The following is a 22259-nucleotide window of genomic DNA, read 5'->3' as shown; positions in this document are numbered from 1 at the left end:
TATCAGATTAATATTCAACCTTAGTTTGTGATCTCTCCCAGGTTCTAAACGGAAGGTCGCCATTCTCGGGAAAAATTTGTTTCATTGGGATTTTTCGCGCTTCGTTAGGTAATGCTAGTTGTTCATAAATAAATTGATCGTCAAAGCCAATTTTTGCTGCGTCTTCTTTAGTACAGGCATAATAAACAGCCTTTGGACGAGCCCAATAGATGGCGCCAATGCACATTGGGCAGGGTTCGCAGCTCGTATAGATGTCACAGTCCTCAAGCTGAAAGCTTTTAAGATCTTGGCAGGCTTCGCGAATTGCTTGGACTTCGGCATGGGCCGTCGGATCGTTTGAGGCAGTAACTTCATTCCGGCCTCTGCCGATAATTTTCCCCTGTTTTACAACGATCGCTCCAAATGGTCCTCCATGACTGGTCATCACATTGGTTAGAGCCTCATCAATTGCTTCTTCCATAAATTTATCAGCTGACATTACCATCTCTCCAATCTTCTCTATATTAAACATTGGTTATTATGGGTTTATACCTGCCTTGGTTAAAGGAGAAAAAAAATTTTCCCTTTTAAACTTGAGATTTATTATTCTATAACACCCGGAAATTTTCTTCTTTGCTGTAAGGATATCTGACAGCCTTTTTCAAAATGACTCTCGTTAGAAAAATTTCCAATCATGTAATCCTAAAGAAATCATCGTTCCAGTCTTTTTGAATCAAGCATTTTTTTAAGTTTATTACGGGGACCTAGAAAAAATTCATGTTAGATTTTATAACACCAATGTAGAAGCAATTTCCCCTTTTGGATATCATAAGTGAAAAGCTGATGATAGAAACGTTGACAATATCCTTAGTTACATATTCTCACCTATCCACTCGAACCCAAAATTTAGAGATAGAATATGGAAGTTTTTAGGAGGTCTATAAATATATAATTAAAAAATTTACAGGGGGTCTTGTATGGACGGGATACACGAGATTTTAGACGCTTTGGATGGGTCGGCTAATGATAATGTCCTTGCTACCATTATTCGGGTAGAAGGATCAGCTTATCGAAAAGAAGGTACTTCCATGCTGTTCCGAGGAGATGGGAAGCAAATAGGTCTTTTAAGTGCTGGCTGTTTAGAAACAGATCTGTCTTATCAAGTTCAAGAAGTCCTCAATCAGCGAACGACAAAAACCGTTGTTTATGACTTAAGGGACGAGGATGATCTGTCATGGGGGCCGGGGGCGGGCTGCAATGGTGTGATCAGTGTCCTATTGGAACCGATTGATGCCTGTCTTCGTGAGCACCTTTGTAAATTAAAGTTCCATCTTAATAGTGGGAACCGAGTAACGGTAATAAAAAGATTAGCAGCAAAGAATTCGGTTTTCGATTATTTGTTTATGACAGATAATCAACAGCTGTTTGGAAAGTGGCATGGAAGAGTACCCTCGCAAATTAAAAAACTGTTAAATGATATCCATCAAACATCGCCAAAAAGTGGAATAACTTTTTTTCCGGAGTTATCAGCTGAATTTTATATCCATTGCTACGAGCCTAGACCTCGGTTAATTGTTTTTGGCGCTGGCAGGGATGCAGTACCATTAGTCAAGATGGCAGCACAAGCTGGTTTTTCCGTACTTGTATCTGATTGGCGCTCATCCTTGTGTAAGGAAGAATTTTTTCCGGACGCTGCTCAATTAATCGAAGGATTTCCGGGTGAAGTGGTGCCGATGCTGGATTTGTCTAAGTTAGACTCCATCGCCATTCTTACCCATCATTTTCAAAGGGATAAGGAATTACTAAATCTGTTAAAAGGGCAGAAGTTAACGTATCTAGGGGTACTTGGATCAAAAGCGAGAACACAGCGCTTACTGGATGGCAGGGAAATTCCACCGGAGATTAACAGTCCAGTGGGTCTTCCAATCGGAGCGGAGGGTCCAGAGGAGATTGCCGTTAGTATTGTAGCGGAATTAATTCAGAGGCAGCGCTTAAAGAGCCAAGGGCCTGAACAGGCAAGAATTGAAAGGAGCTGGTCCGAGTTATGATTAGGCAGGGAGCAGCAATGTTGAACTCACCAACGGTTTGGCTTCCGGATGATCTTGCGGCGGCCTGGAAATTAAAACAGCAATTTGCTGGAGAGTCTTGTTTTATTGCAGGAGGGACTCTCATGCAGACCCAGTGGCAAAAAGGTGTAGATTGTCCACTTCATTTAATCAGCTTGGAAAAAATCAAAGAAATGCAAGTCTGTGAAAATGCTAAGTTTTCCGGAGAAGCTGGTATCCGGATTGGTGCATTAACCACACTAGCTGCGTGTAAGGAACACCCTTCACTTTTTAACCAATTTCCCCTATTAGAAGAGGCAGTCAGAAATGTCGCTGCTCCCGCTATTCGTAACAGGGCAACGATTGGAGGAAATATTGCGGGCAGATTTGGCGATTTAATTCCTGCCCTCTTGGCACTCGACGCCACTTTATCCCTTTATGATGGCAGTAAAAATCTATTTCTACCATTATCTGATTGGATAAGAGGGGGGACTGCCTCCGATGATTTCATTCTTACTGCCGTTTATGTCCCAGACAATCTGAAAATCGATAAGAAGAGCTTTTTTTACAAAAAGCTGGGGTTTAGGGAGGCATTTACACCTAGTGTTGTCACCATTTCCGGCTGTTGCCAGCTGGGCGAACAAAATGAGGTGGAATACATTCGTCTAACTGCAGGCGGAGGCACAACGCCGTATCAAAGATTAACAGAGTGTGAAAGATTAGTAGAAGGTTTAACCCTATCCAATGACCTTTTAAAAACCCTTTTTCAGGGCATAAATGAGGAATTTACTGCTGCAACCGATGTGTTTACGACATCAGCTTATAAAAAAACAGTTGCGGCCAATATGATCGTTTCAAAGATTGCTAGTCTTGCTGGTTAGAAAAGGGGGATCTTATGGCACTACAAACTAACCTTTCAGCTATGAAAAGGAGGATACGTCCTGATGGTCCCGAAAAAGTGACCGGCAGAATGAAATACCTCACTGATTTAACGTTTCCTAACATGCTGTATGGAAAAGTTTTAAGAAGCAAGGAGCCGCATGCCGAAATTTTAACTATTTCGGTCGAGGAAGCAAAGAAGCTTCCTGGTGTAAGGGGCGTTTTGACCTATAAGGATGTCCCAGGATTAAACGGTTTTGGACTTATTTTTCCAGACCAGCCTGTTCTTTGTGAAGACCGCGTACGATATGTCGGCGATGCTCTTGCGGCTGTCGCAGCCGATACAGAGGAAATTGCCGAACAGGCTTTACGCTTAATTCAGGTGGAATACAGGAAGCTTCCACTAGTTGACACTCCCGAAAAGGCCCTTCAGCCCGATGCTCCGCTTCTTCATCCTGGTGGAAACATTCTTCACCATCCTCATTTTATAAAGGGGGATATGGAAACGGGTTTTTTGGCCTCTGCTATTGTGGTTGAGGAAACCTACGAATTGCCAAGGCAAATGCATGCCTATATGGAAACAGAGGGCGGTGTGATTGTCCCTGAACCGGATGGGAAATTAACCATATATGTTGGGACGCAGCATGGTTTCAAAGATCGGTTTCAATTAGCAAGAATTCTTGATATGCCGGAATTAGATATCCGGGTTGTTTCGAGCCCAATGGGCGGATCCTTTGGAGGGAAGGATGAATTAAACATTCAGCCTTATGGAGCATTACTAGCACTTGCTACAAACTGCCCTGTCAAAATCCATAACAGCAGACAAGAATCGGTGAGAGCAGGCCTTAAGCGCCACCCTATGAAAATAACGATGAAAACAGGGGTGGATAACGAGGGAAATATTCTTGCGCACAAGGTAAAAATCATTGCGGATACCGGGGCATATGCCACTTTAGGTCCGGCTGTGTTAGATTTTGCTGTCGAGCATGCACCAGGCCCCTATATCATCCCTCATCTTGAAATAGAGGGATTATCTGTATTTACTAATAACGGTGTAGCGGGTGAGTTCCGGGGCTTTGGCGGGAACCAAATCACCTTCGCGTTAGAGGGGCAAATGGACCGGCTTGCCGATCAGCTGAAAATGGATCCCCTGGTGTTCCGTTTAAAGAATCTAAGGAAGCCAGAGGATCCTGGTCCACTAGGTCAAAAAATTGCTCCGACTAATGGAGCATTGGATGTTCTTCAGGCCATTGACCATTCACATGGTGAAAAAGCCAAGGGCTGGAAACAGGAAACCTCAGATAAATGGAGGGTGAGAGGGATTGGCATTGCCCTCACCATGCACGGAGGGGGACTTGGTATTGACCGTATCGATTCCGCCGGCGGGCGCCTTTCTTTTACCAAGGCAGGGAAAATTGAAGCCGCTTTTGGTTTTGAAGAATGTGGTCAAGGTCTTTTGGCTGTAATTGAAACTTTACTATTAGAAGAATTTGAGTGCTCAGAAAAAGATATTAGGATTGTTATCGGAGATACAGCTTTGGTACCTGTGAGCGGTTCATCAACTGCTTCCAGATCAACAAGTATGGTATGGCATGCACTGCAAAGAATGAAGGGACCTTTTCGAAAGGAAGTTCTAGAACTGGCACAGCTTCTTACGGGTATCACTGCCGGTCAACTCCAGATGGGGCCTGGCGGGATATGGCTGAAGGAAGAGATGACTGCCGCGGGTCCTTGTATCACTTTTAAGGAACTGGCAGAACGTATGCCAAGCGGTCGTTCGATTAATGTCCATACTTCGTTTAACTTTCCGACGAGTCCGGATGCAACGGTTGGAGGAAGTCATTATCTCTATGCCTTTGCAGCTGTTATGGCACGAGTAGAGGTGGATTTGTTAACAGGCAGAGTGAAGGTAGATGCCATTGATCAAGCGGTAGCAGCAGGTCCCGTTGTCAGCTCGCTGGGGTATTTAGGCCAAATTGAAGGCGGCGGTGTAATGGCTTTAGGCTATACCTTGATGGAGGACGCTATCATGGAGAATGGCATCTATATGACTGATAACTTTGATACCTATCTCATTCCGACCATATGTGACGTTCCTTACAAAACAAGTATTGAAGCGATCGAAGAACTAGTGGATGACGACCCATTTGGCCCAAGAGGGGTAGGGGAAATTGGAACGGTTGCGGTTGCTCCTGCAATTGTTCGGGCCATTTTTGATGCGACTGGCTGTTGGGTGAATAAGTTGCCGGTTTCTCCTGAATCCTTATTAAAATCTGATCGTTTAGGAGAGAGACCATGGATATGAAAGATGTCATCCAAAGTGTAGAACTACCAACAATGACTCCTAAAATAGAGCTTACGCTTACCGTTAATGGAGTCCCCCATCGCTTAGAAGTGGCACCAGCCGTAAGGTTAGTCGATATTTTGCGAGAAGACTTAGGATTGTCAGGTACAAAAATATCTTGTGAAATTGGCCGCTGCGGTGCGTGCGCAATTCATATGAATGGTCAATTGGTTAACTCTTGTTTGGTTATGGCCTACCAGGCAAACAAGGCTTCTATTTGTACGATTGAGGGATTGGAGGAAGATCCGATTCAAAAAGCCTTCTTAGAAGAAGGAGGATTTCAATGCGGGTATTGCACCCCAGGGATGATTATGGCCGTTAAGGCTTTGCTGGACACAAACCCAAACCCGGCGAAACAACAAATCCAGGAAGCACTATCCGGAAATTTATGCCGTTGTACGGGATATGGTGGAATCATTCGTGCTGTTGAAAAGACAATTTCAAGCTTTCAAGAAAAACAGGTTACTAACATCGAGGAGTGATTTACTGAATGGCTAAAGTATTAACTGAGCTGATCAAGGAAGCTAAGAAGACAACAGAGCTATTGGTGAAAAATGGCCTAGTCTTTACTGTAGAAGGCTTTCGTGAGGTAACCATTAAAATTATTGATGAGAAGATTGTCTCGCTTGTGGAGAGTGAAGCAGGCCCAATCTTAGAGACAGCGGAAAACATCATTGATGCAAGCGGCTGTCTAGTGGTTCCAGGGTTTATCGATGCCCATGTTCATTTTAATGACCCGGGCAGGACGGATTGGGAAGGGATTGAGACAGGGAGCCGTGCTGCCGCAATGGGAGGGACGACCACCATTTTTGATATGCCGCTGAATTGTTCCCCATCGACTATTAACCTACAAAATTTAAACAAGAAGAGAGAATATTTAACCTCCTTATCTCATATTGACTATGCCCTCTGGGGAGGGATGACTGGTACCAATCTTAATAATAGGCAGGAATTAGCGCAAATGAGTGAGGGAGTGATTGCCTGGAAGTCGTTTATGAGTGAGAGTGGGATTGAGGATTTTCAACACTTATCTCCAGAAGATTTGAAACAAGCGATGCAAGCGGCAAAGGAGCATGATAAAATCCTCGCCCTCCATGCGGAATGGGAACAGGAGATTGCTAGACTTACAGCTTTACATAAACAGGAGCCGCGGTTGGACGAACGAAGGGCTTTCCTAGCAAGCAGGCCGATTTCTGCCGAAGAAAAGGCAGTTGGCTATGCATTAGAGCTTGCTGCTAAATACGGAACTGCTCTTCATTTTGTTCATATTAGTTCACCAAAAGTAATCGGATTGATTGACCAAGCGAAAAAAAGCGGAGTGAACGTAACGGTGGAGACCTGCCCGCATTATTTACTGTTTGATGAAGAGGATTTTCTTCGGGAGGGTGCCATCCTAAAATGTGCACCGCCGTTAAGACCACGGGAAGATGTAGAAGGATTATGGGACTGTCTTGCAAATGGGATGATTGATACGATTGGGTCTGATCATTCTCCATGTCTTTTTTCGATGAAATCAACCGCTAGCATCTGGGATGCCTGGGGCGGTATTCAAGGGGTACAATTTACATGGCTGGCCATGCTTGATGAGGCACTTAAGCGGAAAATAGCTCTAAAAAAAATCTTGCCTTTGGGCACCTCTAATGTCGCAGACCGGTTTGGAATCAAGCACCAAAAGGGAAGAATTAGTCCAGGGCTGGATGCAGATTTAGTCTTCATTTGTTTAGATGAAACAACGGTTGCGAATAAGGAGTCCTTTGGCTTTCGCAATGCTTATTCTCCCTATGAGGGCCGAGTATTTTCTACCAAGGTTAAAAAGACGATGCTGCGTGGCAAGGTGATTTATGATGATCAAAAAGGTGTAACAGATGAAAAATGGGGAGTCTGCCTTTAATGAAGGGAGAGAGGTAACCGATATGAAACTAACCCAGCGGGAGCAGGAGAAATTACTGGTCGTGGTGGCAGCCGATCTGGCGAGGCGCCGAAAGGACCGAGGTTTAAAACTTAATTACCCGGAAGCAGTAGCGCTGATAACGTACGAGATGATGGAAGGGGCAAGGGATGGCAAATCAGTTGCGGAATTAATGAGTGAGGGTACCAGAATTTTAGCCGCCGAAGATGTGATGGAAGGTATCCCAGACATGATTCGGGACATTCAGGTCGAGGCGACATTCCCTGATGGCACAAAACTAGTAACCGTACATCAACCGATTCGATAGGCATTTCGGGTTTTAGGACTAATCTACGAAATTTGTGAGTTATTCTACGAAACTAAGGGAGTTTTCTACGTTTTCTAGGATTAATTCTACAAAACTTAATTTATTTCTTCGAAGTAACCAAACTATTCTACAAATAATCTAAAAAAATATAAAATACGCCTAATTTTACGGAGTGAAAAGTATGATTCCAGGTGAGTACCACCTAAGAAAGGACCCAATTATTTGTAATCAAGAAAGGCCGGCTTCCAAGGTTATGGTGCTTAACTTAGGAGACCGTCCGATTCAAATAGGGTCACATTTTCATTTTTATGAAGTAAACACAGCACTAAAATTTGAGCGCAATCAAGCATTTGGCAAGCATTTAAATATTCCGGCAGGCACCGCTGTCAGGTTTGAACCAGGCGATGCCAAAGAAGTAGAACTTGTTCCCTTCGCGGGGAGCCGCGAAGTTTATGGATTAAATAATCAAACCAATGGTCCTCTAGATCCCGAAAAGGAGGGAGATCATGAGCTTTAAGATGTCGAGAAAGCAATATGCTGACATGTTTGGTCCGACAACAGGAGATGCAATCCGGCTGGCTGACACCGATTTATTTATTGAAATTGAAAAAGACTTTACCGTATATGGCGATGAAGTCAAGTTTGGCGGCGGTAAAGTCATACGGGATGGAATGGGGCAGCATCCACTGGCAACCCGGGCAGACGGGGCGCTGGATACCGTGATTACCAATGCGATGATAGTTGATTATACCGGGATTTATAAGGCTGATATTGGGATTCGGGATGGACGGATTGCGGGAATTGGGAAAAGTGGGAATCCATTATTAATGGAACAAGTTGATATGGTGATTGGGGCATCAACAGAGGTAATTGCCGGAGAAGGGATGATTGTAACGGCTGGCGGTATTGATGCCCATATTCATTTTATTAGCCCGCAGCAAATTGAAACAGCCCTAGCTTCAGGGATTACGACCATGATTGGCGGCGGTACAGGACCTGCGACTGGCACTAATGCTACCACCTGTACACCGGGCGAATGGAATATTCATCGTATGTTAGAAGCAGCAGAGGAATTCCCAATGAATTTAGGGTTTTTAGGAAAAGGGAATGCCTCCGGGGAAGCCCCGTTAATTGAACAAATCAATGCTGGTGTCATCGGCCTAAAACTCCATGAAGACTGGGGGACAACTGCATCGGCAATCGACCATTGCCTAAAGGTGGCAGACCAATACGATGTCCAAGTAGCCATTCATACCGATACCCTAAATGAAGGCGGGTTTGTCGAGGACACCTTGGCAGCCATTAATGGCCGGGTTATTCATACATACCATACAGAAGGTGCTGGCGGGGGGCATGCCCCAGACATTATTAAGGTCGCCAGTTATCCCTATATACTTCCTTCTTCCACTAACCCGACTCGTCCCTATACAAAAAATACTTTAGATGAACATTTAGATATGCTGATGGTCTGTCATCATTTAGATCCGGAGGTGCCAGAGGATATAGCCTTTGCCGATTCGCGGATCCGCAAAGAAACGATTGCCGCCGAGGATATTCTTCATGATTTGGGCGTATTTAGTATGATTAGTTCCGATTCACAGGCAATGGGACGGGTGGGAGAGGTCATTACCCGGACATGGCAAACAGCGGATAAGATGAGGAAACAGCGCGGGAAACTGCAGGAGGATTCAGGTGTCGGTGACAACTTTCGGGTGAAACGCTATATTGCCAAGTATACGATTAATCCGGCGGTTACTCATGGTATTGCGGAGGAAGTTGGTTCTATCGAGACAGGAAAACTAGCTGACCTCGTCATCTGGGATCCAGCTTTTTTTGGTGTTAAGCCAGAGCTGATAATAAAAGGCGGTATGATTGCTCACAGCTTAATGGGGGATCCGAATGCATCCATTCCTACTCCGCAGCCTGTGTTATACCGGCCGATGTTCGCTGCGTATGGTAAAGCAAAGTTTTCAACCTCCATAACCTTTATGTCAAAAGCCGCAATTAGCCAAGGTGTTCCTCAGCAGCTTGGATTAAAGAAGCTCATCAAACCAGTCCAGGGAATACGCAGTCTAAGTAAAAGGGACATGAGGCTAAATGGTGAAATGCCAAAAATAGAAGTGGACCCACAAACCTATGAAGTATTAGTAGATGGGGAACTTGTCAGCTGTGAACCGGCTGAGATTCTACCAATGGCCCAGCGCTATTTTTTGTTTTAACTTCCAGTCGTGCACATGTAAAGGGGGAGAATAGATGATTATTGAAAAAATTGTTGGTAATGTTGATGAAATCCCTGCTGATGGCAGGCACATTGAGAAAGTCTACTTAGCTAGTGATGATTTAGTAAAGCGAATCCAGCGGGTGGCCACCGACCATGGGAAAGAGGTAGGGATTCGTTTAAAGGAACCTAAAGACTTGATGGATGGCGATATTTTATTTATGGATGAACGAAATATGATTGTTATAAGTGTGATGAGTGATGACTTGCTGGTGATTCAGCCTGCGAACATCAAGCAGATGGGGGAAATTGCCCATCAGCTTGGCAACCGCCACCTGCCTGCTCAGTTTGAAGGTGAAGTCATGCTTGTCCAATATGATTACCTTGTTGAAGAGCTTCTTGAACAATTAGATGTACCATATTCACGGCAAATAAGAAAAGTGAAAAATGCATTTCGTCATATCGGTCATCAACATGGATAACCAGTTATTAGTTCTACTGCAATTTGGCGATTCAAATTTTCCTTCAGGGGCCTTTTCCCATTCATTTGGTTTGGAAACCTATATACAAGAAGGCACGATTCATGATAAAGAAACATTTTTTAATTGGATCAGAATGTTTTTGGAAAAACACCTAGCGGTAACCGATGGGCTCGCCTGCCGGTTTGCGATTGATGCCTTGAAACATAAGAGGATTCAAGAGATTTGGGTTATCGACAGAAAGCTTTTTATGCAAAATCTTCCTAAGGAAACCCGCCAAGCTAATAGGCGAATTGGTGAAAGACTGATTAAAATGGGACTGGATTTATATTCGATCCCATTACTAGCGGAATATCAAAAGAAAATCAAGAAGGGTGAGGCCTATGGTCATCCGTCCCTTGTATTTGCGATTATTAGCCAATTTTTAAAAATAGATCAACATAAAATGTTGTTAACGTATTTATATTCCACCGTTGGCACACTTGTCCAAAATGCGGTTCGCGGCATTCCGCTTGGTCAAACAGCGGGCCAGCAAGTGCTTTTAGAACTGCAGCCTTTATTAGTAGAAACGGTAAAACGAATTGGCAGGATGGATCAAGAGGACTTTGGTGCAGTTGCACCTGGAATCGAAATAGCTCAAATGCGTCATGAGCAGCTGCATGTACGGTTATTTATGTCCTAAAAAAAGTGAAGAAAGAAGGGGAGAAGATGGAACCCATTCGAATTGGAATTGGCGGGCCGGTTGGAGCAGGAAAAACCATGCTGGTCGAGCGATTAACAAGACATTTAAATGATGAATTTAAAATGGCGGTCGTAACGAATGATATTTACACAAAGGAAGATGCCCAATTTTTAATTAAAAATAGTGTGCTGCCCGATGACCGAATTATTGGCGTGGAAACAGGGGGCTGTCCGCATACTGCGATACGGGAAGATGCATCAATGAATTTTGCCGCGATTGACGAATTAATGGAAAAACATCCTGATCTTTCGATTATTTTTGTCGAAAGCGGAGGGGATAACTTAGCTGCCACCTTTAGTCCGGAACTCGTCGATTTCTCTATTTATATTATCGATGTGGCTCAAGGGGAGAAAATCCCCCGTAAAGGCGGACAGGGGATGATTAAATCGGATTTGTTTATTATTAACAAGATTGATTTAGCTCCATATGTAGGGGCCAGTCTGGAGGTCATGGAGGCAGATACGAAGGAAGCAAGAGGAACCAAGCCATTTATTTTTACCAATTTAAAAACCGATACAGGCCTAGACCAAGTAATTGATTGGATAAAAAGGAATACGCTGTTGGTAGGATTGGGATAGGTGGTAACGCAGACAGGATACCTAAGCCTAACGGCTGCAGCCAAAGGAGGGCACACGATATTAGAAGACTCTTATTCAGAGGGGGCCTTTAAAATCACTCGACCCGTTTATCTTACTACAAGCGGCGAAGCCTATTTCTATATTATGAATCCCGGTGGGGGCTACATTGACGGTGATACTTATAAAATCGATATTTGTGTTAAAGAAGCAGCAAGCACGGTTGTGACAACCCAATCTTCTACTAAAATCTATAAAACACGAAATCGACCTGCTTTCCAGGAGATGAACATCTATTTAAAAAGTGGCAGTGTCCTAGAATATCTGCCAGACCCAGTCATCGCCTATCAGAATGCCCGTTTTAAGCAAACGATGTTGGTGAAGATGGAGAAAGATGCTACGTTTATTTGCTCGGATATTTTTACTCCGGGCTGGGCCCCTGACGGAACTCTGTTTCAATATGACTTCCTCCAGTCAAAAGTGGAAATTTATATGGCTGACCGCTTGGTACTTTTTGATCATGTAAAATTAGAGCCTGACAAAGATATAAAAGGGATTGGCATGATGGAGGGTTATACCCATTTTGGTTCGATGATCGTTATGGACCAGCGGATTAATTCAGCTGTCTTAGAGGAGCTGCAAGAACGGTTTAATGTGGATTTGGATGGCAGGATTGGTCTTTCAATGCTGGAGGTTCCAGGTTTTACGCTGAGGGTTTTGGCCAATTCGACGCAGACGATTGAAAAGATCCAATCAATCTGTCATGAAACCATCCGGCGGAGGATATTGAAAACAGAACCTGTTTTTCTAAGAAAATATTAATCGGCAGGTGGTTTGGACCATCGCCGATTTTTCTTTATAATAGAGATAACACATTACCAGTTTTGGGGGATCATATGACGAAGTTATTTGTGGACAAGATGATGGAAATTAATGCTCCAGCTTCAAAGGTTTGGGATGTCTTAACAAGAAGTGAATTCAATCGTCAGTGGGCGGTTGAGTTTTCTAGCGGCGGGCCAGAGTTTCATCTGGAATCAACCTGGGAGTTAGGAAGTCCGGTCTATTGGAAAGGTCAGGACGGGACTGTGATTGTCGAAGGGAATGTAACGGCTGTTAGGCAGGATAAACTCCTTCGTTTTACAGTTTTTGATGTCCGTATGGAGGAAAGACCAGAGGTTTCCGAGGAAGATGGAATCACCTTTCAATTAGCTGAAGTTGATGGAAAGACGACTCTTCATATTTTACAAGGTGATTTTTCTGCAATGACGAATGGGCAGTACTATCGAGATGCTAGCGCAGAAATTTGGGATAAAGTTCTGCCGAAGGTTAAAAAGATGGCGGAAGAGATTTAGGGGCTAAGTATTTTTTATACTTGGCCTTTTTTTATTGTGGTACACTTTTTATAAAAAGGAGTTTTGGAAACCATGAATATTATTGATCTGCATTGTGATGCCTTGATGAAACTCCAAGAAGCAAAGGGCGCTTTACGATTTGCTGATGCTAAGGAACTCCATGCTAGTAAGAAACGTTTACAAGCCGGCCAGGTCAGAGTCCAATGTTTTGCGATATTTATCGAGCCGGACATTAAAGGCGATCAGAAGTTTCAGGTTGCACTTGAGCAAATTGATTATTTTTATAAGGAAGTTCTCGGTCGTAATCCAGATATGGTCCATATCAAAGAGTGGTCAGACTTTGACCGTTTGAAGCTTGGCCAGATAGGAGCGATGTTAACACTTGAGGGCGTGGATGCCATCGGGAATGATTTAGCGAGGCTTCATATCCTTTATCAGCTGGGGGTCAGGTCGGTGGGATTGACTTGGAACCAGGCGAATCTTGCTGCCGATGGTGCGGGGGAACCGCGCGGCGGAGGGCTGACCTTGTTGGGTAAGGAGATTGTTGAGTTTAATAATCAGCATCAAATCCTTACGGATGTATCTCATCTGAGTGACAAGGGAATTTGGGATGTGATCGAATTAGCAAAATATCCGATTGCCAGCCATTCCAATGCCCGGGCACTTTGCAACCATCCACGGAATTTAACAGATGAACAAGCGAAGGCGATGTTTGCACGGGGCGGATTGGTCCATGTGGTTTACCTTCCTTCGTTTATTAAGGAAAGTGGCGAAGCAACCATTTCGGACTTGATCAGACATATTGATCACTTTTGTGGTTTAGGCGGCGTGAAACAGATTGGTTTTGGCTCTGATTTTGATGGCATCAATACGTTTGTAAGAGATTTGGATGATGCCTCTAAGAGTCAAAATCTGATTAATGAGTTGTTAAAACATTTTAAAGAGGAAGAGGTAAGAGGCTTTGCCTCCGAAAACTTTCTTAATCACCGGCCGGGAATTGAGCATTAATTTGGATTAAAAGGAGTAATTACAATGTATCTGACAATAGAAGAAACAGCGGAATATTTAGCGGTACCAGAGGCAGCCGTCAAGAGCATGATCCAAAAAAAGAAAATCCGTGCTTTATTTGATGGTGAACAATACCTCATTTACAAAGAACAATTTGCCACACATCTAAAACAAGTGGAAAAATACAAACAGCTCGTCGAAGAATACCTAAGCGAACCTATCCCAGAAAGTATCGATGTAAAAGACGAAGATTAATAGTGGTTAGGTGTAGTTATTGGTGCCTTTTGGTGCCCTTTAGTGCCCCTTTGGTGCCTGTCACCATTCATGGACACTGTCCATGCAGTATGGACAAATGGCGAAGGTACTCTCATTGAGGTGATTGTTTATGGATAATGTTTTTATTAAAAGGATTTATGAACCATATGATGAGATGGATGGCTGCAGGATTTTGGTTGACCGGTTGTGGCCGCGTGGGATTTCGAAGGATGCTGCGCGTCTGTCGTATTGGTTTAAAGAAGTCGCTCCTAGTAATGAGCTGCGGAAGTCGTTTTGTCATGTGCCAGAGCTTTTTGAAGAGTTTCGTACAAAGTACCTTGAAGAGCTTCGGACGGATGAGGAAAAGCGTGGGTTAGTCAGGCAAATCCTTGAGCTGGCGGAGAAGGATCGGGTGACTCTTTTATATGGAGCAAAGGAACCTATCTATAATCATGCACAAGTATTGATGGAGGAGCTTAGAGGACAGATATTAGATAATAATGAGTAGATCTGTCCGCATGGAGCGTTCATGAGGACAAAGTTAGGTAATAAAAGGGCGAATTTGTCTTCATGGAGCGTTTATGAGGACAAAGCCAGGAAATAAGAAGAGGAATCTGTCTTCAAAAAGCAGAGGCCAAAATCAAACGGCCCTCTGCTTTTAATTTTTCCGGAATCGTCCCATCACTTCCATCGTTTGCATGATATTCACAAACGCATGTGGATCAACACTTTTTATCGTATGCTTGGTTTCATTAAGCTCAAATTTAGTAATAACCGTCGTTAACATCTTCCGTTGCTTATGAGTGTAAGCTCCCTCGACATCAGTAACCGTTACCCCTCTAGCGTGGAGCTTAAATAATGAATCGGTCAGTTCATGATACTTATCCGTTATAATCGTAATGGTCAGCTTATTTTGATTAGTATAAACCATATCGACAGCACGGCCAGCCACATAGATCGCAATGATGGTATAAAGGGTAATATTCCATCCGAAAATCAGCCCCGAACTCCCCACGACAAAAAGATTCATAATCGTATTTAAAAAGCCAACCTGAATGTTCTTCTTTTTAGCCAGTGTTAAGCTGATAATATCAGTCCCGCCCGTCGACCCGCCTTGGCGGATGATAAGCCCAACAGATATTCCATAGAGAGCACCACCGATAATCGAAGATAAAAGAATATCGGGACTAATAGCTCGAATTGGAATAAATCGCATACTAAGGGATAAAACCAATACAGCATAACCAGTAAACAGTACAAACCTTTTCCCTAAATATTTTATCCCAACGAAAAATAATGGAATATTAATCGCTAAAATAATCAATCCCGTATTGATATGGGTAAAGTGCTGGATTAAGAAGGAGATCCCCGTTACACCACCTGAAGTCAGCTTATGTGGAATGAGGAAGGAATTAAAAGAAAAGCCGAAAAGGATGGCTGATAGTCCGATGACAATAATTTGAAAAAGTAATCGAAACAAACAAAACACCTCAGTCATTATTAAGCCATTTGTCCGGAAGTCACATGACAGTTCCCAAGTCCCAAAATAGAACTAATAAGAACCAGAAAAAAATCACCCTATTAAAACCTCATTATTAGTTTGAGCCTTATAAAAAATTTAATGAATATTTATTTTTTACAAAAAAAAACGCCTTGGTAAGAGGCGTCTAAACCTAAATCACATATAAGTAAACCGTTAAGAAATGTGACAGAGTTCCTAATAAAATAAAGATATGGGAAATCTCGTGAAAGCCTAAATACTTTGTTTCAAGAAACTTCGGTTTTGCCCCGTAAATCACGCCACCTATCGTATAGAAAATTCCTCCAAGAATCAGCAAGAACAGTCCAGTCATGTTTAAACTTCCAGTCAGTGGAGAGAAAACAAACACAATCATCCAGCCCATTGCGATGTACAAAGCCGTCGAAATCCAGCGTGGACATGCAAACCAGACCATTTTAAAAACAACGCCGCTAATCGCAACCGCCGAGATAATCGAAAACAAAATAGCCCCAGTTTTTCCGTTCAGACTAATAAAACAAAAAGGCGTGTACGTTCCCGCTATCAGAACAAAGATCATCGAATGATCGAGCCGGCGTAAAAAGGCAATCACTTTGTCCCGAGCAATCACCATATGATATGTCGCTGAAGCAGAGTAGAGCAGGATCATACTGACACCAAAAATAATGACAGCGGTAAGCGCAAGCGGGGTGGGGGTGGTCATGGACGCTTTTATGACCATTGCCAGTAACCCGGCGAATGATAAAACAGCACCCGCTAAATGGGTTAACCCATTAATGGGTTCGCGAATGTATTGATGCATTGTTTATCCTCCTAACATAACATGTAGTTTTTATAACTACTTATAATAATACTGATAAAACATAACCTAGTCAATCTTAATCTCATTAGGTATAATAAAAAATATCGACTAAGTTAGCGGGGTCTTTCACATGGAAAATTTCAAACATATCATTGATTCATTAAGTCTTGACACAAATTTAACTTTGGATGATATTCCAAACATCGATTTGTATATGGACCAAGTTATTCAGTTATTCGAAAATAAATTCAATGAGTCAAAGCGGAATCAAGACGATAAGATTCTTACTAAAACCATGATCAATAACTATGCAAAGGGAAAATTGATTTTTCCAATACAAAATAAAAAGTATTCAAAAGAGCATTTGATTCTAATGAGCTTGATCTATCAGCTAAAGGGGGCACTGTCGATCAATGATATTAAAGTGACCCTTAGCGGAATGAATAAAAAAATAGTAAATGATGAAATGGATTTAGCCTCTTTTTATACGAGCTACTTACATCTAACCGGCCAAAACGCTGCTGATTTTAAGGAAGATTTTGAAGAACGGGTAACTTCTGTAATGGAGGAAATCACGGAGGACCACCAGGAAGACGCAGTTTATTTAGAGAGGGTGCTGATGATTTCTTCATTAGTCCATATGAGTAATTTATACAGAAAAGCAGCGGAAAAACTAGTAGATGAAATGGTTGTTGATAAAGAAGGAAAGCGTCAAAAGTAAGGCTTGACGCTTTTTTTATATCTCTTGCTAGCGCAATTGCAGCAGAGTCAATGCATGGTATCTCGAGCTTCAATCCTAACATCTTGCACTGCTTTTCCAACCTCTATTTCTTCCGGATCGCAAGCTTGAATTTTAAGTGAATCAGCACGATTATCGCCGCCGTAAACCTTTATACACGCTCCTCGATTCGTAAAATTCTTGACTGTGATTCTGTTCAGAATTACATTTCTTGCCCGATACTGAACTGCAATAACCGGATTTCCTTTAAAGTCATATTCAGGGCTGCCAACGACTGTAAGTTGATTAACAACGACATTTTTATAAGCAGAAATCACCATTCCACGCGGCGCTGAATCTTTATATAAATCAGAATATACCGGTGCAATAGCTGCGAGATTGGCTGCGATAATATTGTACGCACTCTTTGATTCAGAATCATTTAATTTATGATGGCCAATATGCCGGAAGTTAAAAGATCGGTTATCATTGACCGATAGGTGTCCAATGATTATTACATTTGAGGCCGCTGAGGAATTCTGATGGGCCTTTATTTCAACCCCGCCAAAACATCGAGCACTTGAATTATTCACTAATAAAACATTCCGGGAGCCATCATCGATTTCAATTCCGTTCGAATTAGAGAAGCCTTGTTGATGTGCACGGCCGCTGGGGTCGCACATATGAGAATTAGAGATAAAAATATAATCACTGTGGTGTGTGGTAATGCCATCATCACCAAAACCATACCCTGTTACATGATCAAGCCAGACATATTTGCTGCCCCTTCGGGCCCGATATCCGTCACCTGCATAATTGTATAGTGTTGAAGAAATATCAAAACAATGAAGCCCAGGATTAATACCCTCCACCTCTTTCACCCATCCATAGGTAACGTTGGCATAGGTTAAGCAGCTAGAATGGTTGCCCCGTGTACTCGTTTTTGGAATATTACCGAGTCTTTCGACATTCCAATCCAAACTTAAGCCTTGAACGAAAAGGTGATGATTTCCTTTCCAATGGTTAGCGTTTGTGATTAATCTTGTACCCTTTGGGGCTTCATCATGTAGTTTAATCGTCGTCGTGCCGGGACCTGAGCCAATAAGCCATGTCCAAGACGGCAGTGTGATTCCCTTTGTGATATAAGTCCCCGGAGGAACGATTACTTTTACCTGCCCGCTGCCGAGCGCCTTTTTAAACGCAGCGGTACAATCGGTTTTTCCATCCCCAATCGCACCGCAATCAGCTACATTTATTTCCTTTGTGATATTTGCTAGTAATCGCTTGTATTCCACATCAAGCTTGTCTTTCCAATCTGGAATGACATTTCCACCATCCTGGTCAAACAAAATGCGGGTAGGTTCTAAAACCTGAGACCGCTCTGCAGTAATCCTAAAAAGCCCGCTTGCTAGTTTTTTCGGATTAGAAGGCGATGTACTTGCTTCGGGTTGTGGTGCACTTGAAAGGTTGCGTGAATGCTGAAATAAGGTCTCAGTTTCTTGAATCAATTCTTTAATATGTAGTTTGTTTCCGGTAATTTGGTCAATCAGCACCTTATTCTGATGCGGATCATGTGTTTTATCAAAATTCAGCATTTTTCTCACTCCGTAAAAGCATATGAAAATAGTATACCCTGTTCAGCCTTTGTCAAAAAGCAGGGGCATTACAAACGTGACTTAATTTCTGAATCTTTTGTGAACAGCGATAATATTTGTAGGTTATAGGAAATATATGGGTTACGATAAAGAAGTGGATTGCACAAATAATAAGGAGGGACAGAGATCATGAAAAATCAAAGATCGATCAGCATCTTAGTTGTACTTATTTCGTTATTTTCCTTTGCTGCCACAACATATGCGCTTGTTTCACATCAGGGTAAGGGGCGATACGAATACAAATCAATATTTAGAGAAAAAGTGGACATTTATGGAACGGTGGCTCTATCAGCATGATTCCGTTTCAATGGCTATACAAGCACTTGCACAAGATTATGTGACCTTATTTTTAGGTATTCCTTTGCTCATTATTTCACTTGTTCTAACTAGAAAAGGACTGGTAAAGGGGAAGCTGCTTCTTACGGGAACAATCGGCTACTTCTTATACACATACGCTTCGTATTCGTTCCTTTCGATGTACAACTCCCTGTTCTTAGTTTATGTTAGCATCATGTCAGCGAGTTTCTTTGCGTTTATACTTGCGATGATGTCCTTTGATATTCCTAATCTACCACAGGTATTTAAGGGGGCGCTTCCTGTTAAATTCATCAGCGGCTTCTTATTCGTTGTCTCGTCTGTGTTTGGATTGATGTGGCTTGGGAAAGTAGTACCCCCAATGATTCATGGTAATCAGCCTGACGGCTTGGAACATTACACAACTCTTATCATACAGGCACTAGACCTCGGCTTTGTCATTCCTGTTGGATTCCTGGCAGCCATATTACTCATCAAACGAAGACCATTTGGCTATCTCCTTGCAGCCGTGATCACCTTTAAAGATGTGACCCTATTAACAGCACTTTCCGCCATGGTCATTCTACAATACCAAACAGGTATAAAAATTAGTCCTGCCGTAATTATAATCGTCCTCCTCATCAACATCGTTTTCCTCTATACCATGGTAATCATCTTGAAAAACGTAAAAGAGGTGTCAGGCACCATTAAGTAAGTGTAGATAGTAAAAAGCCAAGTTAATACTTTTAGGTACGAGGTACAAGGATAAATCTCATCAAAATGAAAAATACTAACAAATGTTCGGAGGTGGAACGTATGGAGCAGAAGGATTATCAAAAAATTTACGAAGAGTATAAGGCGCAAAGTGAGCAGCAGGCACAAATCGAAGCACAACAAGGTAATAACACGGGAAAAGAGGAGTTTGTAGCAGTTAGAAAAAATGATGATGGCGACATCATCGCGTTCAGAACCAATGTGGGCCGGGAGTTAGATTATCTAACGGCATTGAGTGAGGCGAAGGCTGGTAAACTTGCCCACGTAGATGTGTTTCATAAATACGGCCGGGACATTATTCGGAGTGAGCCGGACGGTATTAAGGAAAACAACCTTGATCAGCTCCCCGAATTTTAAAGAGCAAGAAAAAAATGCGCTTGGGCAACGCCCAGCGCATTCATTAATTGTTTACTGCTTCATATTGCTTAATTTTGTCCTCATAAGTTAAAGTAACGCCAATTTCATCCCAGCCATTAAGCAGCATTTGCTTAGGGTATGGTGCGATATCGAAGGAAAGCTCAAAGCCCTCATTGTCGTAAACTTTCTGTTCCTCAAGGTCTACTGTCAATGTGTATTCAGTGGACTCTGCCTTTTTAATAATTGTCTGGACCTGAGCCTCACTAGCCTGAATAGCAAGAATGCCATTTTTCACACAGTTGTTTTTAAAAATATCAGCATAGCTTGGGGCAATGATGACCTTGAAACCGTAATCCTGAACAGCCCATGGGGCATGCTCACGAGAGGAGCCACAGCCAAAATTCTCACCAGCCACGATGATGGATGCGCCGTTATATTTTGGCTCATTTAGTGAAAAATCAGGGCGGGGATTTCCGTTGTCATCAAAACGCCAGTTATAAAATAGAAATTGGCCGAAACCACTTCGTTCAATCCGTTTCAAAAACTGCTTAGGGATAATCTGGTCAGTATCAATATTAGACCGGTTTAATGGATAAACAAGGCCTTGATGTACGCGTAACGGTTCCAATTTAAATAACCTCCTGTGCAGTAAATTGACGGACATCTACAAAATGACCGGCTACCGCTGCGGCAGCTGCCATCTCGGGACTTACAAGGTGGGTGCGGGCACCATTTCCTTGGCGTCCTTCAAAGTTACGGTTAGAAGTAGAAGCACAGCGTCCACCTGGTGGAACAATGTCATCGTTCATTGCAAGACACATACTGCAGCCAGCTTCACGCCATTCAAAACCAGCTTCGATAAACACCTGATCAATACCTTCTTTTTCAGCAGCAAGTTTAATGCTAAATGAACCTGGAACGACGATCGCTTTAACCGCAGGGTTCACCTTTTTGCCGCGGACAACTTCAGCAGCTTTACGTAAATCACTTAAACGTGAATTTGTACAAGAACCAATAAATACGTGATCAATGACCACACTTGATAGAGGCTGTCCAGCTTCAAGTCCCATATATTCAAGGGCACGTTTAATTTCGTCTTTTTCACTTGGCTTATCGCTATCATCAGGGCTTGGTACGTTTGCTGTAACCGGGATACACATACCAGGGTTCGTTCCCCATGTAACCTGCGGTTCAACTTCAGCTGCATCTATTTCCACAACTGTATCATAGACTGCACCTTCATCGGTTGCTAAGGCACGCCATTTTGCGACAGCTTTCTCAAACTCTTCGCCTTGAGGGGCATGTCTGCGTCCGCGTAAATATTCAAAAGTGGTTTCATCCGGCGTAATTAATCCTGCTCTAGCACCAGCTTCAATCGACATGTTGCAGACTGTCATGCGCTCATCCATGGAAAGAGAGCGGATTGCCTCACCAGTGTATTCAATGACATAACCAGTGCCAAATTGAACGCCAAATTTACCAATAATTGCTAGTATTAGATCTTTCGCGGTAACACCTGTCCCAAGTTTTCCATTTACCTTTACATTAAGGGTCTTTGGTTTTGCCTGCCAAAGCGTTTGGGTAGCAAGAACATGTTCCACTTCGCTGGTTCCAATTCCAAAGGCAAGAGCACCAAATGCACCGTGGGTAGAAGTATGACTATCGCCGCAAACAATCGTTTTACCCGGTTGTGTAAGACCTAGCTCAGGTCCGATAACGTGGACAATGCCGTTGTCCGGATGATGAATGTCAGCAAGGGTTACGCCGAATTCCTGACAATTTTTTTGTAAGGTATCGATCTGATTTTTTGAAACAGGATCGTCAATAGTCAGCCTCTGGCGGGTTGGTACGTTATGATCCATTGTTGCAAAAGTAAGGTCAGGGCGGCGAACCTTGCGCCCGTTCATGCGTAAGCCCTCAAATGCTTGAGGAGAGGTTACTTCATGAACAAGATGCAAATCAATATATAGTAAATCTGGTTTTCCTTCTTCTTGATGGACAACATGTTGTTCCCAAATTTTTTGGATAATCGTTTTTGGTGTTTTCAT

26 protein-coding genes are annotated in these 22259 nt (G+C 42.8%); 20 read left to right on the top strand and 6 right to left on the bottom strand.

What is annotated here, in order from left to right; translation table 11 throughout:
- Positions 1-7: 7 nt before the first annotated feature.
- Positions 8-478, bottom strand: a complete 471-nt coding sequence (locus tag ACZ9EE_RS11975; protein WP_476027333.1) for a nucleoside deaminase — start codon at positions 476-478, stop codon at positions 8-10.
- Between the two features lie 478 nt (positions 479-956).
- Between ACZ9EE_RS11975 and ACZ9EE_RS11970 the strand changes: the two genes are divergently transcribed.
- The 16 genes from ACZ9EE_RS11970 to ACZ9EE_RS11895 all read left to right on the top strand — a co-directional run bounded on the left by ACZ9EE_RS11970 (position 957) and on the right by ACZ9EE_RS11895 (position 14600).
- Positions 957-2027: an XdhC family protein gene (locus ACZ9EE_RS11970; RefSeq protein WP_476027331.1), complete on the top strand. Its 1071-nt coding sequence runs from the start codon at positions 957-959 to the stop codon at positions 2025-2027.
- Complete coding sequence (locus ACZ9EE_RS11965; RefSeq protein ID WP_476027329.1) at positions 2024-2905, top strand: FAD binding domain-containing protein; 882 nt, start codon at positions 2024-2026, stop codon at positions 2903-2905. Before ACZ9EE_RS11970 ends, ACZ9EE_RS11965 begins: the two co-directional genes overlap by 4 nt.
- 14 nt (positions 2906-2919) lie before the next feature.
- Entirely contained in the window at positions 2920-5208 is a 2289-nt protein-coding gene (pucD, locus tag ACZ9EE_RS11960; RefSeq protein ID WP_476027327.1) for a xanthine dehydrogenase subunit D, read from the top strand.
- A complete protein-coding gene (locus tag ACZ9EE_RS11955; RefSeq protein WP_476027325.1) occupies positions 5199-5729 on the top strand; it encodes a (2Fe-2S)-binding protein in 531 nt (176 codons plus the stop codon). Before pucD ends, ACZ9EE_RS11955 begins: the two co-directional genes overlap by 10 nt.
- 8 nt (positions 5730-5737) lie before the next feature.
- Positions 5738-7138, top strand: a complete 1401-nt coding sequence (allB, locus tag ACZ9EE_RS11950; RefSeq protein ID WP_476027323.1) for an allantoinase AllB — start codon at positions 5738-5740, stop codon at positions 7136-7138.
- Between the two features lie 22 nt (positions 7139-7160).
- Complete coding sequence (locus tag ACZ9EE_RS11945; RefSeq protein ID WP_476032936.1) at positions 7161-7463, top strand: urease subunit gamma; 303 nt, start codon at positions 7161-7163, stop codon at positions 7461-7463.
- A gap of 181 nt (positions 7464-7644) precedes the next feature.
- Positions 7645-7980 carry an urease subunit beta gene (locus ACZ9EE_RS11940; protein WP_476027322.1) on the top strand — a complete coding sequence of 112 codons (336 nt, stop codon included), beginning with the start codon at positions 7645-7647 and terminating at the stop codon, positions 7978-7980.
- The gene (gene ureC, locus ACZ9EE_RS11935; RefSeq protein WP_476027320.1) at positions 7970-9682 is read left to right on the top strand and encodes an urease subunit alpha; all 1713 of its coding nucleotides are present in this window, start codon (positions 7970-7972) and stop codon (positions 9680-9682) included. The genes ACZ9EE_RS11940 and ureC overlap by 11 nt, the downstream gene beginning before the upstream one ends.
- A 34-nt stretch (positions 9683-9716) precedes the next feature.
- Entirely contained in the window at positions 9717-10163 is a 447-nt protein-coding gene (gene ureE / locus ACZ9EE_RS11930; RefSeq protein ID WP_476027318.1) for an urease accessory protein UreE, read from the top strand.
- Complete coding sequence (locus ACZ9EE_RS11925; RefSeq protein ID WP_476027316.1) at positions 10156-10842, top strand: urease accessory protein UreF; 687 nt, start codon at positions 10156-10158, stop codon at positions 10840-10842. The genes ureE and ACZ9EE_RS11925 overlap by 8 nt, the downstream gene beginning before the upstream one ends.
- Positions 10843-10868: 26 nt before the next feature.
- Entirely contained in the window at positions 10869-11480 is a 612-nt protein-coding gene (gene ureG, locus ACZ9EE_RS11920; protein ID WP_476027314.1) for an urease accessory protein UreG, read from the top strand.
- The gene (locus ACZ9EE_RS11915) at positions 11481-12299 is read left to right on the top strand and encodes an urease accessory protein UreD (RefSeq protein ID WP_476027312.1); all 819 of its coding nucleotides are present in this window, start codon (positions 11481-11483) and stop codon (positions 12297-12299) included.
- 74 nt (positions 12300-12373) lie between these two features.
- Positions 12374-12829 (top strand): SRPBCC family protein, encoded by a 456-nt coding sequence (locus tag ACZ9EE_RS11910; protein ID WP_476027310.1) that lies wholly within the window; start codon positions 12374-12376, stop codon positions 12827-12829.
- A 72-nt stretch (positions 12830-12901) separates the two neighbouring features.
- Positions 12902-13837, top strand: coding sequence for a dipeptidase (locus ACZ9EE_RS11905; RefSeq protein ID WP_476027308.1), 936 nt, complete (start codon positions 12902-12904; stop codon positions 13835-13837).
- A 24-nt stretch (positions 13838-13861) separates the two neighbouring features.
- Positions 13862-14092, top strand: a complete 231-nt coding sequence (locus ACZ9EE_RS11900) for an excisionase family DNA-binding protein (RefSeq protein ID WP_476027306.1) — start codon at positions 13862-13864, stop codon at positions 14090-14092.
- Positions 14093-14222: 130 nt separating this feature from the next.
- Positions 14223-14600, top strand: a complete 378-nt coding sequence (locus ACZ9EE_RS11895; RefSeq protein ID WP_476027304.1) for a DUF488 domain-containing protein — start codon at positions 14223-14225, stop codon at positions 14598-14600.
- A gap of 150 nt (positions 14601-14750) precedes the next feature.
- On the opposite strand, the gene ACZ9EE_RS11890 is transcribed toward ACZ9EE_RS11895, so the two are convergent.
- Both ACZ9EE_RS11890 and trhA read right to left on the bottom strand, forming a co-directional pair.
- Positions 14751-15590 carry a YitT family protein gene (locus ACZ9EE_RS11890; protein ID WP_476027302.1) on the bottom strand — a complete coding sequence of 280 codons (840 nt, stop codon included), beginning with the start codon at positions 15588-15590 and terminating at the stop codon, positions 14751-14753.
- A 175-nt stretch (positions 15591-15765) separates the two neighbouring features.
- Positions 15766-16413: a PAQR family membrane homeostasis protein TrhA gene (gene trhA / locus ACZ9EE_RS11885; protein ID WP_476027300.1), complete on the bottom strand. Its 648-nt coding sequence runs from the start codon at positions 16411-16413 to the stop codon at positions 15766-15768.
- A 130-nt stretch (positions 16414-16543) separates the two neighbouring features.
- On the opposite strand from trhA, the gene ACZ9EE_RS11880 reads away from it, so the two are divergent.
- Entirely contained in the window at positions 16544-17134 is a 591-nt protein-coding gene (locus tag ACZ9EE_RS11880) for a DUF1836 domain-containing protein (RefSeq protein WP_476027298.1), read from the top strand.
- Positions 17135-17181: 47 nt separating this feature from the next.
- Here ACZ9EE_RS11880 and ACZ9EE_RS11875 read toward each other — a convergent pair whose 3' ends face one another.
- Positions 17182-18726 (bottom strand): glycosyl hydrolase family 28-related protein, encoded by a 1545-nt coding sequence (locus ACZ9EE_RS11875; protein ID WP_476027296.1) that lies wholly within the window; start codon positions 18724-18726, stop codon positions 17182-17184.
- Between the two features lie 189 nt (positions 18727-18915).
- On the opposite strand from ACZ9EE_RS11875, the gene ACZ9EE_RS11870 reads away from it, so the two are divergent.
- The 3 genes from ACZ9EE_RS11870 to ACZ9EE_RS11860 all read left to right on the top strand — a co-directional run bounded on the left by ACZ9EE_RS11870 (position 18916) and on the right by ACZ9EE_RS11860 (position 20211).
- Entirely contained in the window at positions 18916-19083 is a 168-nt protein-coding gene (locus tag ACZ9EE_RS11870; RefSeq protein ID WP_476027294.1) for a hypothetical protein, read from the top strand.
- Positions 19058-19795 carry a hypothetical protein gene (locus tag ACZ9EE_RS11865; RefSeq protein WP_476027292.1) on the top strand — a complete coding sequence of 246 codons (738 nt, stop codon included), beginning with the start codon at positions 19058-19060 and terminating at the stop codon, positions 19793-19795. Before ACZ9EE_RS11870 ends, ACZ9EE_RS11865 begins: the two co-directional genes overlap by 26 nt.
- A gap of 101 nt (positions 19796-19896) precedes the next feature.
- Complete coding sequence (locus ACZ9EE_RS11860; protein WP_476027290.1) at positions 19897-20211, top strand: DUF3892 domain-containing protein; 315 nt, start codon at positions 19897-19899, stop codon at positions 20209-20211.
- Positions 20212-20254: 43 nt separating this feature from the next.
- On the opposite strand, the gene leuD is transcribed toward ACZ9EE_RS11860, so the two are convergent.
- Complete coding sequence (gene leuD, locus ACZ9EE_RS11855; protein WP_476027288.1) at positions 20255-20839, bottom strand: 3-isopropylmalate dehydratase small subunit; 585 nt, start codon at positions 20837-20839, stop codon at positions 20255-20257.
- A 1-nt stretch (position 20840) separates the two neighbouring features.
- The gene (leuC, locus tag ACZ9EE_RS11850; protein ID WP_476027286.1) at positions 20841-22259 is read right to left on the bottom strand and encodes a 3-isopropylmalate dehydratase large subunit; all 1419 of its coding nucleotides are present in this window, start codon (positions 22257-22259) and stop codon (positions 20841-20843) included.

The sequence above is a fragment of the Bacillus sp. URHA0034 genome, from assembly GCF_056280405.1.
Note: the sequence above shows the minus strand (reverse complement) of the source record. Positions and strands in the feature narration are given on the sequence as shown.